At 39.9% G+C, this 12,541-nt stretch carries 14 protein-coding genes; 7 read left to right on the plus strand and 7 right to left on the minus strand.

From position 1 onward, the window contains the following. Both LBQ60_09200 and LBQ60_09205 read left to right on the plus strand, forming a co-directional pair. On the plus strand, nt 1-197 hold a 197-nt coding region (locus LBQ60_09200; protein ID MDR2038086.1), incomplete at its 5' end, for a DUF4301 family protein. A gap of 153 nt (nt 198-350) precedes the next feature. After that, a complete protein-coding gene (locus tag LBQ60_09205; protein ID MDR2038087.1) occupies nt 351-1,256 on the plus strand; it encodes a nucleotidyltransferase in 906 nt (301 codons plus the stop codon). A 2-nt stretch (nt 1,257-1,258) separates the two neighbouring features. Here the strand turns inward: LBQ60_09205 and LBQ60_09210 are convergent, their stop codons facing one another. Genes LBQ60_09210 through pta form a run of 6 tightly spaced genes read right to left on the minus strand, consistent with a single transcriptional unit; the run spans nt 1,259 to nt 5,994 of the window. Further along, nucleotides 1,259-1,915, minus strand: a complete 657-nt coding sequence (locus tag LBQ60_09210) for an ATP-binding cassette domain-containing protein (protein ID MDR2038088.1) — start codon at nt 1,913-1,915, stop codon at nt 1,259-1,261. Between the two features lie 3 nt (nt 1,916-1,918). Then, entirely contained in the window at nt 1,919-2,227 is a 309-nt protein-coding gene (locus tag LBQ60_09215) for a hypothetical protein (GenBank protein ID MDR2038089.1), read from the minus strand. 14 nt (nt 2,228-2,241) lie between these two features. Beyond that, on the minus strand, nt 2,242-2,715 hold the full coding sequence (locus tag LBQ60_09220) for a RecX family transcriptional regulator (GenBank protein ID MDR2038090.1): 474 nt from the start codon (nt 2,713-2,715) through the stop codon (nt 2,242-2,244). A gap of 22 nt (nt 2,716-2,737) precedes the next feature. Next, nucleotides 2,738-3,937, minus strand: a complete 1,200-nt coding sequence (locus LBQ60_09225) for an acetate kinase (GenBank protein MDR2038091.1) — start codon at nt 3,935-3,937, stop codon at nt 2,738-2,740. 46 nt (nt 3,938-3,983) lie between these two features. Next, nucleotides 3,984-4,955 carry a 3-hydroxyacyl-CoA dehydrogenase family protein gene (locus tag LBQ60_09230; protein ID MDR2038092.1) on the minus strand — a complete coding sequence of 324 codons (972 nt, stop codon included), beginning with the start codon at nt 4,953-4,955 and terminating at the stop codon, nt 3,984-3,986. Between the two features lie 34 nt (nt 4,956-4,989). Continuing rightward, a complete protein-coding gene (gene pta, locus LBQ60_09235; protein ID MDR2038093.1) occupies nt 4,990-5,994 on the minus strand; it encodes a phosphate acetyltransferase in 1,005 nt (334 codons plus the stop codon). 168 nt (nt 5,995-6,162) lie between these two features. On the opposite strand from pta, the gene LBQ60_09240 reads away from it, so the two are divergent. From LBQ60_09240 to LBQ60_09260, 5 genes are all read left to right on the plus strand, one after another. After that, nucleotides 6,163-6,918, plus strand: a complete 756-nt coding sequence (locus tag LBQ60_09240) for a polysaccharide biosynthesis/export family protein (GenBank protein MDR2038094.1) — start codon at nt 6,163-6,165, stop codon at nt 6,916-6,918. Between the two features lie 4 nt (nt 6,919-6,922). Then, nucleotides 6,923-9,325: a polysaccharide biosynthesis tyrosine autokinase gene (locus LBQ60_09245; GenBank protein MDR2038095.1), complete on the plus strand. Its 2,403-nt coding sequence runs from the start codon at nt 6,923-6,925 to the stop codon at nt 9,323-9,325. Between the two features lie 110 nt (nt 9,326-9,435). Next, nucleotides 9,436-10,059 carry an outer membrane lipoprotein carrier protein LolA gene (locus tag LBQ60_09250; GenBank protein MDR2038096.1) on the plus strand — a complete coding sequence of 208 codons (624 nt, stop codon included), beginning with the start codon at nt 9,436-9,438 and terminating at the stop codon, nt 10,057-10,059. Nucleotides 10,060-10,083: 24 nt separating this feature from the next. Next, the gene (locus LBQ60_09255; protein MDR2038097.1) at nt 10,084-10,599 is read left to right on the plus strand and encodes an HAD hydrolase family protein; all 516 of its coding nucleotides are present in this window, start codon (nt 10,084-10,086) and stop codon (nt 10,597-10,599) included. Between the two features lie 106 nt (nt 10,600-10,705). Continuing rightward, nucleotides 10,706-11,590: a peptidoglycan DD-metalloendopeptidase family protein gene (locus LBQ60_09260; protein ID MDR2038098.1), complete on the plus strand. Its 885-nt coding sequence runs from the start codon at nt 10,706-10,708 to the stop codon at nt 11,588-11,590. A gap of 91 nt (nt 11,591-11,681) precedes the next feature. On the opposite strand, the gene LBQ60_09265 is transcribed toward LBQ60_09260, so the two are convergent. Further along, nucleotides 11,682-12,541, minus strand: an 860-nt coding sequence (locus LBQ60_09265; protein MDR2038099.1) for an MATE family efflux transporter, incomplete at its 5' end; no start/stop codon positions are given.

Below are 12,541 nucleotides of genomic sequence, written 5' to 3' on the forward strand. Positions count from 1 at the left end.
TATTGAAATTCCGTGATCCGGATACGGGATTTATTTCTGTGAAATCCAAAGACGGTATGGAACTGAAAGCCCAGGAATTACCAGGACTATGGAATGGAGCCATGGCACATTGGAACACCGTTTTCGTAGAAGTTCCCATAGAAACATTCAATCCTGTAAAAACTATTAATGATCTGCTGCGCCCCCAGCATCAATAATTATTTATCTATGTATTCCAATAATATCACCCTATTCTTTTAACAAAATTGCCCAATAAAAAATCTTTACTTAATTTTGCCCTGTTTTATAATATTATTGAACAAAATCAAGCATAACTTATTGTTTATTAAGATTAAATACCCAATTATACAATGACAAAACCAACTCTTTTAGTTTTAGCAGCCGGAATGGGAAGCCGATATGGCGGATTGAAACAAATCGATACACTCGGACCAAACGGAGAAACAATCATCGACTATTCCATATATGATGCGATACGTGCCGGATTCGGTAAAGTAGTAATGGTTATCAGGAAAAGTATTGAAGATGAATTCAAGCAGGTTTTCTATAAAAAATACAGTGGAAAAATAGAAATAGAGTATGTACTTCAGGAAATAGAATATGTCCCGGAAGGTATCAGTTACAATCCGGAACGTATAAAGCCTTGGGGAACTGCCCATGCGGTATTAATGGCCGACGGAACCATTAATGAACCGTTTTGTGTAATTAATGGCGATGATTTTTATGGCGCTGATGCCTTTAAGCAAATGGCCACTTTCCTGATGGAACAGAAAAACGAAAACACCACTTATTGTATGGTGGGTTACCAGTTGTCACGCACCTTGTCCGATTATGGTTTTGTTTCCAGAGGCATTTGTAAGACCGACGAAAACGACATGTTGCTCGAAGTCACCGAATGTACACAAATAAAACGTATCGGCAGCCTCATCTGTTATAAGGATGCCCAGGAAGTTAATCACTCCTTACCTGATGATCAGATAGTATCCATGAATTTTTGGGGTTTTACTCCGGCTTACTTCAAGGATTTAAAAGTATCTTTCGAAAATTTCATTAAAGAAAACGGAAATAACCTGAAATCAGAATTATATATCCCGACAGTACTGAGTGGTTTGATCAATGAAAAGAAAGCAAGTGTCAAAGTATTGAGCAGCACCGCTGAGTGGTTTGGTGTCACTTATCAGGAAGACCGCTCCTTTGTCGTAGATCGCTTAAAGACATTGACAAAAGAGGGCGTTTATCCGAGTCCACTCTGGTAAACTTATGGCGAACTCAGATAATTCCAACGTCTGAGTTCTTCTTTTTCTTTAATGGTCTTTATTCCTCCATCATGGATCAATAAAATTTTAGTCGATATATCCAGGATATTACGATAATCATGATCCGTAATGATGAAGCCTTTTTTCTCAGATTCCTCCCGGATCAACTTTTTTATCTCTTCCTTATATACAGGGGCGACGCCGTTAAAAGGTTCATCGATCATTATATATCCGGCTTCAGAATAGATCACCATTAATATTTCGGCCACCCGTTTTTCCCCACCTGAAAGGTCCTTGCATTTTTGCTCCATCAAATGATAGATCAGATGGTGGTTTCTTACCTTTTCAGCATTGTGAGTATCACAAAATAAGGAAATAGCTTTTTTCAGACGGATATGACCGGGTAGAAAACTATTTTGCGGCAAATACCTGATTAAATATTTTCGTTCGGAAAGAGTATTCAATGTTCGATCTCCAACGCGGACATAGTTGTTCTGAGCAGACAATGATCCGAATATAATCTTCAACAAGGTAGATTTACCGGAACCGTTTCTTCCCAGTAATCCGATAATCTCACCTTTATTACAGGTCAAAAAGACATCTGTCAGGATCTGCCTTGAGCCGTAAGATTTCAGGATACTATCAACATGTAAACCCATTTGTCAGATGATTAAACGAACAATCAGACCTATCAGGATACCTATCACTAAACTGATCAGAAATGAGAAACCCCAAAGCTTTGCTTTGGTGTACCCCAGATTGTAATAAAAATAATATTCATTGGGGTGCATGATTTCGTATATGAAAAAAAGAGAAAACAATGTGGTGACCACATAGGTTTTTCCCAGATACTCCAGAAAACAAACACCCCCGATACTACCAAAGGTAATACAGACAGCAATAGCCACGATCAACGTAATGAGAAAGATCCTCTTATAAAAAATGAATATATGATGTAATGTCTGTATCATGGGCGATGGATAGATTAATCGTTGATGCATAAACGAATGGCCTCATTGATCACATCCGGCTCAAATCCCCGGCCCGCTGCAAAACGATATAGTTTACCCTTTATCTCTATCGGATTTCCGGCCTTAATACTTTTACTTTTTTTTGTCAACTCACCTTTCAGTAATTGCAGGTATTCATCCTGATCGATCACGGTCATCGAATCACGGATGATCGAATCACGGATCCCCTGCATCTTTAGCATATAGCTGATTTTGACACGTCCCCATTTTGCCAACCGAAGCTTATCTCTCACAAATGCCTCTGTATATCGTTGGTCATCAATAAATTTTTGTTCAACAAGTACTTCAATAATGTTCTTAGTATCGTCTTCCGAGCAACCCCATGATATGATTTTCTTCATCATCTGGTGACTGTTATATTCTTTCCGGGAAGAATATTGCATCGCCTTATCCAGGGCTTCCTTAAAAGACAACACTTGATAGCTCATCGAAAAACCGGATGAAGATGATTTATTTTTTCCCTTTGATCAACACAGCCGTATCCTGGGCAATCACCAATTCTTCATCAGTGGGAATTACCAGTACATATACCTTTGAGTGATCTTTACTGATCATCTTTTCTTGTCCGCGTACCCCTGCATTTTTTTCCTGGTCAAATTCCAACCCAAGGAATTCCATATCTTTTGAAATCTCATACCGGGAAGTATCCGAATTTTCTCCGATTCCCCCGGTAAAAACGACAGCATCCACACCTCCCATAGCGGCCGCATATGCTCCAATATATTTCCGGACACGGTAATGGAACATTTTCAAAGCCAGTTGGGCACGCTCATTTCCTTCCCCAGCAGCAGCTTCGAGTTCACGCATATCCGAAGATACCCCACTGATACCCAAAAGTCCGCTATGCTTGTTGATCATTGAATTGATACCGGTCCTGTTGATATCTTCCCGTTCCATCACATAAGTCATGATACCCGGATCCAGGTCCCCGCAACGTGTCCCCATCACCAAACCCTCTACCGGAGTAAGTCCCATGGAAGTATCTAAAGATTTTCCATCCACAATGGCAGCAACGGATGCGCCGTTACCCAAATGACAGGTAATGATCTTCCGCACACCTTTTCCTTTAAGGATTTCCAATCCCCGTTTTGAAACGTAACGATGACTGGATCCATGAAACCCGTAACGCCTGATGGCATATTTGGTATATAACGAATATGGGATGGCATACATATATGCATAATCAGGCATGCTTTGGTGGAAAGCAGTATCGAATGCCCCTACCTGCGGGACATCCGGCAAGAGGCTTTTCATGGCATAGATACCACTGAGGTTAGGCGGATTATGCAATGGCGCCAACTGGATGCTTTCTTCAAGGATAGAAATGACTTCATCTGTGATCAGCACACTGGAATTGAACTTTTCACCTCCATGCACCACCCTGTGTCCGACGGCATCTATTTCCTTAAAATCCTTGATACATCCGTATTTCTTACTGATCAGAATACCTAACATATACTCAATCCCCGACTGATGGTCAATGATCTCTCCCTCAAGAGTTACCTTTTTCCCGTTTGATTCATGCTTGATAAATGACCCGTTAAGACCTATTTTTTCCACTACCCCTTTAGCCAAAATGGCAGGTCCATCCATATCAAAAACCTGATATTTGATAGATGAGCTTCCGCTATTGATAACAATAATTTTCATTACTAAAAGATATATTCATTGTTCCATGTGGTTTCCTCACATGGGATCATTCCGGTTTATTCAGTATTTGTGTCGCTGATGACACATTCATTCCAATTTTATGACCGTTCTCGTCATAGATATAAAATCCTCTCCCCGTACGTACCCCGCTGTTATGAGCCCTGACCAGCCTTTTGATCAAAGGTGAAGCCTTAAACTTATACAACCCGAATTCATTGAATAAATGATCCATATACCGTAAGATCTTATCCAATCCTATCCTGTCTGCAAGTTCAAAAGGCCCATGCTGCATTCCGAATCCGCGCCTCATAATGGTATCTATATTCTCAACAGTAGAAACCCCTTCTACCAAAGTGTTGCAGGCTTCATTGATCAAGGTAACGATAAGCCGGGTACTGATACTTCCGGGGGATTCATTTACCGTAATAGCTTCTTTATTGATCATTTTGGCAAAACGGACAACCAGATCATGTGATTTCTGGTTGGTCTGTAGTCCGCATACAACTTCCACGATACGCACCCTGGAAGGAGACGCAAAGAAATTCAAAGCCAATGCCCGCTCCGGATATTTCATCGCAGCCGCAATATCGGTGATCATCAATGTGGAAACACTGCTGGTAATCACTGTTTCCGGACTGACATAATCTTCCAGTTTTTTGAACAGGTCGATCCGGTCCCGCAAAGGATCGTTTGAACTGATCAACTCGATAATCAGGTCACAATTCCTGATCAGGTTATAATCAGTCGTTCCTTTGATCCTGGAGAGGATCACCCGTTTATCACTTTGGGTCAGTCCCCACCGGTTAATGATCTCGTCCAGTTGCAATGCAATGGATTTATTGGCTTCCTCTACCCTCTTTTCACTTATTTCAATAAATATAACTTCAATTCCCGACTGGCTTACGATACGGGCAACTTCCTGCCCCATATCCCCGCAGCCGATCAACCCTACTTTATGAATCAGCCCTTGTCTGCTGATAGCTTTGTTTAATGCAAATTTTTCTAATGATTCAGACATACTACTTGTCTATTTTTATGCTAAAATACTCGGATCAATAACTTTGTGCCGCCTGATTGACTGTAATTGCGACCAGACTGATGATATCTTCGACAGAACATCCGCGTGACAGGTCGTTAATAGGAGCAGCCATTCCCTGTAAAATAGGCCCTACAGTCTCGGCAGAAGCCAGTCGTTGTACCAGTTTATAACCGATATTACCTGATTCAAGTGTCGGGAAGATCAATACATTGGCTTTTCCGGCAATAGGACTTCCCGGAGCTTTGCTTGCACCGATAGATGGGATGATGGCTGCATCTACCTGCATTTCTCCATCAATTGCTATATCAGGAGCCATCTCTTTTGCGATTCGGGTAGCCTCAACTACCTTATCGACCATCTCGTGCTTTGCACTACCTTTGGTAGAAAAACTCAGCATAGCTACTTTCGGTTCAAAGCCACCGATGGCTCTGGCTGTCTTTGCTGAGGAAACAGCAATTTCGGCCAATTCACGTTCATTAGGGTTGGGATGTACTGCACAATCGGCAAATAATAAAATGCCGTCGTGTCCGAATTCTTTATCTTTCAGGATCATAAAAATAGCTCCCGAAACGACACTAATTCCAGGAAGAGTCTTAACGTACTGGAAAGCAGGACGCAACACATCGCCGGTGGCGTTTTGTGCTCCTGCTACTTCACCGTCAACATCCCCTGCTTTAATCATCAAGGTTCCGAGGTATAGAGGATCTTCTATCAATTTTTCCGCATCGGTCCGGGTCAGTCCCTTACTTTTGCGTAACTCCAACATCAGGTCGATATAATTATTTTTCTTAGGATGATCCTTGGGATTGACCATATTTGCCTTTTCCAAATGTGCTAACCCGAATGCTTTCGCTTTTTCACGGATAAGAACAGGATCACCGATGAGGGTCAACCGGGCAATCTCATTTTGAATGATATGGTCTGCCGCCTTAAGAGTTCGTTCTTCCAAACCTTCCGGAAGGACAATGTGTTTTTTGTGTGTTTTTGCGTTTTGAATGATTTTTTGTATAAAATCCATGATGCTCTATAATGAATATGTTGAATTAGGTGATAAAGATACAACAGTTTTAAGAATTCTAAATAGTGATAATATATAATTTTTAATACATTTATAGGTTTATAAAAAATCATTATTTTTGTTGTTTATTTTTGAATCAGAATAATGTACGCAAAAAATATTTTTTTGGTGTCGGCTCTGTTGATGTTGTTGGTCTGCTCATGTGGAAAACACCGTTACTTACAGGTACCTAAAGGCTCATCCATAGAACAGGACACACTTTACCAGAAATCCCTAGACGAATACAAAATACAATCCAATGATATTCTTCATGTAAAAGTTGTGACTTCTAAAGAGGAATTCGCTGATCTGTTTAACGCCACATCCATACAACAGCAGGTCCAGAATACATCCAGTGCTTATTTTTATGTTTCAGGTTATCCGGTAGGTATTGACGGAAACATCGAGATGCCTGTAATCGGAAAAGTTTTTGTTGCCGGGTATACAGTCCATGAGATCCAGCAAATAATTCATGAGAAAGTCAGTAAAATTGTTTATGAAAATCAGGTATTTGTACGATTGGTAAGTTTCCGTATCAATATTGCAGGAGAGGTAAAAAACCCGGGAGAATATAATATCTTCCGGGATCAGGCAACCATTCTCCAGGCTCTTTCTTTGGCTGGGGATATGAATTATTATGGAGACAGGAAAGATATCATGATTGTAAGGACTACAGAAGAAGGTGCCAAAACCTACACCATAGATTTAACCCAAAGAGATGCCTTGTCTTCACCCGTTTTTTACCTGCAGCCTAATGACTGGGTGTATGTTCAACCATTACCAAGGACCATTTTCAGAGTAACTGTTTCCGATATGATCACCTACATTTCTGCAATCTCTTCATCATTGGCACTCATCGTTGCTATCCTGTCACTAACAAAATAGACCTATGGCGGACTCCCAGGAACCCTATCAAGTACAAGAAGATAACCTTGATATCAAAAAATTATTAAATAAAATATTCCGGCGATGGTACTGGTTTGTTTTATCTATTTGTATTACATATTCAATCGCCTGGTTCATTAATCGTTATACAGTACCCCAGTATGACATCAACGCATCATTGCTCGTCAATGAAGAGAAAAAATCAATGGGAGAATTATTGGTGAGTGTGTTTGACAGATATGGCCCGAGAAAAAACATAGATAATGAGATCGCCATCCTGAAATCGTATTCCATGGCAGCAAAAGCTTTGCAAAACCTGGATTTTGGTGTTAGCTATTACATTGTCGGCAGGATCCGTGAAACGGAACTCTATCCCAAAAAGCCATTTTTAGTGGTTCCTGATAGTACGACAATATATGGAAAGCAGGTGGATATCACTTTCCTTCCGGGGAAAAAATGCCAGATTAGTATCGGTGAGGATATCCGGGAGACCATAAATGTTGGTGAGAAGTTTGAAAAATATGGATTCGCTTTCACTATTTACCCAAGTGAATTTGCTAATATTGAAGATCTGGAGGGTAGAAAATATTTTTTCATCATTCATAATTTTAACTCACTGGTCAACCGTTACAGAAGAAAATTGTCTGTTGTGGCAAATGACAAGCGTGGTACAGTACTTACCTTATCTCTTTCGGGTGCGGTACCCCAAAAAGAAGCCGATTATGTAAATACCCTGATGGATGCCTACATTCAAAATGGATTGGATGAGAAGAACCAAATGTCCATAAATGCAATTCAGTTTATAAATGAACAACTAGGGTTTGTCACCGATTCGCTGAAGCGGGCTGAAGATATCCTGGAAAATTTTCGAACGAGCAACAAAATGTTCGATTTCACCCTGGAAGGTCATGCCATCCTTGAACGCTTGAACATTCTGATATCTGAACAACAGAAAGTCAATACCCAACTAAATTATTATCGATATCTCCGGAATTATCTCGAAAAAGAGGATGAACTGGGACGGATCGTTGCCCCTTCCATCATGGGAGTTGATGATCTTTTACTGAATTCACTGGTCAACGAACTGGTGAAGTTAAGCATCAAAAAGTCGGACTTATCCAACAGTAGTGATCCTGAAAAGAATCCGATCGTCCGTAACCTAGATGCACAGATAAGCTCCATCCAGGCATCATTGCGTGAAAACGTGAACCAATTGGTAGAATCTACCGATGTTGCATTAAAGGATGTAAACAAAAGGAGATCTGACGTGGAAAAAGATTTGTTGAAATTACCGGTAACAGAACGCCGGCTATTGGAAATTCAACGTGAATACAATTTAAATAACGAAACCTACAACTTTTTGCTGAAAAAGCATGCAGAGGCAGCCATTGCAAAGGCTTCCAATGTAGCAGACAACAGGGTACTCGATTATGCAATCGTTCAAAATGCTTCAAAAATAGCACCTAAAGCAAGCAGGAATATACTGATAGCAATCGCATTAGGACTCCTTATTCCCTTGATATTGGTTTTTATCATAGATTTCTTTAATCATAAAATTTCTGACCTTGATGAGGTTCGAAAGATTACATCATTACCTATTATTGGAATTATCGGACACAACAATAAGGCATCCGAAATTCCCGTGGCAGAGAATCCGACCTCTCCTTTATCGGAATCATTCAGGGCGCTAAGGACCAATCTACATTATTTATTGCGTAATAAAGATGAAAAAATCATTGCGGTATCATCTACCGTAAGCGGGGAAGGTAAGACTTTCATATCCACAAACCTTGCTTCAATTATTGCCCATTCAGGGAAAAAAGTTTTATTGATGGGCCTTGATTTGCGGAAGCCTAAAATCAATAAAGTGTTCAATATCAATAACCACGAAGGCATCAGTACTTATCTGATCGGAGATTCGAAATATGAAGATATTATTCACGCTACCAATATCGCTAATCTTTACATTGCTCCTTCCGGCCCTATTCCTCCTAATCCGGCGGAACTGATCGAAACTCCCAAAATGGGCGAATTACTGAATAAAGCCTGTACGGAATTTGATTTTATAGTGATTGATACTCCTCCGGTTGCTGTTGTTGTTGATAGCATTTTGCTGGCCCAGTATACCAATCTCAATATTTTTGTTATCCGTTATAACTTATCCTCTAAAGATTCCCTCCTCCTTGCGAATGATCTGCAGAAACAAGAGCAAATCAAGTCGCTGTCCCTTGTCATCAATGATGTCTCTGCCGGTTCTTCTTACGGGTTGGGAAGATACCGCTATAATTATGGTTATGGATATAGTTACAGCGGTTATGGAAATTATTACAACAGTTATATGGAAGAAGAAAAGACCTCATTCTGGAACCGTTTGCTTTTCTGGAAAAACAGAAAAAATAAACAATAAATCTCATACAGCTGGTTTATGTTACCTCATCACCTGACATATGTGCCGAATATTTCAGGAATCTTATGTTGGCATTAGTTTTGAGTTGATATATTCGAATGATCATATATATGAAATCACTATTCTTTTTTACCTTTCTTTTAATAGCATTTTATTGTTGTGCACAAAAAAGTCCTGTTACCGATCTGGATAAATTTGCCCAAAAATTGTCGGATGGAACACGGAAGCAAAAAACGATAGAAAGTGATTTTATTCAATACAAAGAGATGGAAATCATGGAAGAAACATTAACATCATCAGGGAAATTCTATTTCAGGGATGATGATGTGGTTTCTTTAAAGTATACTTCTCCCGAACCATATCTGATTGTTGTGAATGGAGAAAAAGTAAAAATAGAAACCAATGGGAAAAAAAACATTTACAATACCTCTTCCAATCCGATGGTCACTACGATGCAATCCATGTTCTCTGCCTGTCTTTCCGGTGATTTCACCCGTTCAAAAGATTATGCCTTGGCTGTTTTTCAGGATGATTCCGGCTATCTGATAGAGATAGAGCCGCAAAACAGAAAAATCAAAAAATACATCCAAAAAATTGAAGTAATATTCGACAAAAATGATTTTTCTGTAAATCAGCTTATTGTAAGGGAACCCTCCGGAGATTTTACCAAACATGTCTTCTTTAATAAAAAGTTCAATACCCCACTTTCCGATCAATTATTTGAGATCAAATAAAGAAAATCCCTAACTGATACATTCATGACGTTCAAAGAAAAATTAAATCAAATTAAAGCTTTTGCTTTCGATATTGATGGTGTATTTTCCGATGTATTGACATTACATCCATCCGGAGAATTGATGCGCTCCATGAATGTAAAAGATGGTTATGCAGTACAATATGCCCGGAAAAAAGGTTATCCCGTTGCCATTATTACCGGAGGCAATACGGAATCTATCCGCATTCGTTTTGCTGCTTTGGGAGTAGATGATATTTATTTGTGTTCATCTGATAAGATCCACGATCTACGGGATTTTGAAATGCGTCACCAACTTAATTCCGAACAGATCCTGTATATGGGTGATGATATTCCTGATATAGAGGTCATGCAACACTGCGGTGTGGCAACCTGTCCTGCTGATGCTGCAACAGAGATCAGAGAAATAGCAGATTATATCTCACCAAAAGCTGCAGGAAAAGGTTGTGTGCGTGATATCATCGAGCAAACACTCCGTCTTCATGGAAGATGGTTCGAAGAAGATGCCCATAAATGGTAAATTTTTGTTCTTTTTATCAAAGAAAAACATACTTTTGTCAAAAAAATGACAATCATATGTTGTTCCATAAAATCAAATAACATATTTTTGCCTCAAATTGTTAGTTATGAATAGAGTAGGTAGAGTTATATTGTTTTTTACATTCTTACTAATTTTTGAAAACGCACACAGTCAGCCTTTTATAGATCTCCGCCTCCAGCCGAGAGTTTTACCTGGCGACGAAATTTCCTTAGAAGAAGATGAGTTAAGTTTAGATTCACTGGCATTTTTAGCCAACATCGGGACCATTGATTCCACCATGGTTCCAGCCTCAAAACTGTATAATTATATCTGGTGTAACCGTTATGTGAATCCTTATAATCAACGTGTGATCGACATGACCGATACGGTACTGATCGACTTTTCCCAGTATTGTCATCCTAATAAAAACGTGGTTACTTCTGATTTCGGATTCCGGAGAGGGTGGCGTTTCCACTATGGAATTGATACAAGATTGAAAACCGGAGATCCTATCTGCAGTTCATTCGACGGGATGATACGTATTGTTAATCGGGGACGCGCATATGGAAATTATGTCGTTATACGGCATTTTAATGGATTGGAAACAGTGTACGGGCATTTGAGTAAAACCATGGTAAAAGTTAACCAGGTCGTACGTGCCGGAGAAGTGATAGGGTTGGGCGGAAATACAGGTCGTTCAACAGGGCCGCATCTGCATTATGAAATACGTTATTTGGGGCAACCCATATCCCCACGCGATCTGATAGATTTTGAATCCTATACGGCTATATATCGGAAATTTAATTTAAGCTCAGGTTATTTTGCGTATGTCAAGGATGTGGAAAAAGTACGTTTTTACACTGTTAGGAATGGTGATACGCTATATGGTATTTCCCGCAAGATAGGGGTGAGTATGGACAAACTTTGCCAATTGAATAACATCCGGAAAAGTTCCGTAATAAAACCCGGCCAAAAGTTAAGATACACGTAAGTCCTATTTTATTGATCTCACAACCATTTTATTTTTGTTCGTAAAAAATACGAACAGTTTTTATAAAAAAGACTTGTGAATAACTTGGTTTTTATTTTTTACGTAAAAAATCCAGGTTAAGCCATACAAAAAGGATCATCCCTTTAATAATACTGGATATGGCGATCGCCCACCAGACTCCATTGATCCCCATTCTTGATGCAAGAACAACAGCCAGTGGTATCCGTGCCAGATTGAAAACAATACTTACCATAGCAGGAGGAAGGGTACGTCCCATCCCATTAAACATACCCTGTGTAGTCAACTCCACCATCATGAATATCTGGCTGAAACCTATAATGAACAAATAATTTCCTCCTGCGATCCGGGCTTCATATTCCGGAATAATGATCCCAAAAATCTGTTCACCAAAAAAGAGGAATGAAATGGTTACCACTATTCCCAATAAAAACATGACACTCAACGTATAACGATACGCTTTCTGAGCACGGTCCATTCTGTTGGCGGCATAATTCTGCGCCACAAAAGAACTCAGGGCTGTACCGAATCCCTGTGATGTATTCCAGGTAATCCCTTCAATCTGGCCTCCCGTCGTTTGGGTTGAGATACCCAGATGTCCGCCATACACTGAAGCGATCCTGGCCAGAGTGCTATTGATCAGTGCAAAGAAAAGGTTCATAAGGGCAACGGGAAGTCCTATCCTGAAAATTCGTCTGGTGGGTTTGGATTGCAACCGGATAAGAAAAGGGAAATGAGACAATATCGCATTCTTCTTCCGCAACTGCCACACAAATAACAAAACGACAAATCCCTGTGATAACCATGTCGCTATAGCTGCTCCCCGGGTACCAAGACCGTCAAAAAGGCCATCAACACCAAAAATCAGTAAAGGATCCAGTACCATATTACATAGCAATCCCGATGAGACCAGGTAAAACGGGATATTACTAC

Source organism: Bacteroidales bacterium, from assembly GCA_031275285.1.
Classification (GTDB): domain Bacteria; phylum Bacteroidota; class Bacteroidia; order Bacteroidales; family UBA4181; genus JAIRLS01.

Coding starts and splice junctions, on each gene's coding strand:
- LBQ60_09230 (MDR2038092.1), bottom strand. CDS start 4,955: ATGTCTGAATCATTAGAAAAATTTGCATTAAACAAAGCTATCAGCAGA.
- LBQ60_09225 (MDR2038091.1), bottom strand. CDS start 3,937: ATGAAAATTATTGTTATCAATAGCGGAAGCTCATCTATCAAATATCAG.
- LBQ60_09260 (MDR2038098.1), top strand. CDS start 10,706: ATGAATAGAGTAGGTAGAGTTATATTGTTTTTTACATTCTTACTAATT.
- LBQ60_09250 (MDR2038096.1), top strand. CDS start 9,436: ATGAAATCACTATTCTTTTTTACCTTTCTTTTAATAGCATTTTATTGT.
- pta (MDR2038093.1), bottom strand. CDS start 5,994: ATGGATTTTATACAAAAAATCATTCAAAACGCAAAAACACACAAAAAA.
- LBQ60_09210 (MDR2038088.1), bottom strand. CDS start 1,915: ATGGGTTTACATGTTGATAGTATCCTGAAATCTTACGGCTCAAGGCAG.
- LBQ60_09255 (MDR2038097.1), top strand. CDS start 10,084: ATGACGTTCAAAGAAAAATTAAATCAAATTAAAGCTTTTGCTTTCGAT.
- LBQ60_09245 (MDR2038095.1), top strand. CDS start 6,923: ATGGCGGACTCCCAGGAACCCTATCAAGTACAAGAAGATAACCTTGAT.
- LBQ60_09215 (MDR2038089.1), bottom strand. CDS start 2,227: ATGATACAGACATTACATCATATATTCATTTTTTATAAGAGGATCTTT.
- LBQ60_09205 (MDR2038087.1), top strand. CDS start 351: ATGACAAAACCAACTCTTTTAGTTTTAGCAGCCGGAATGGGAAGCCGA.
- LBQ60_09220 (MDR2038090.1), bottom strand. CDS start 2,715: ATGAGCTATCAAGTGTTGTCTTTTAAGGAAGCCCTGGATAAGGCGATG.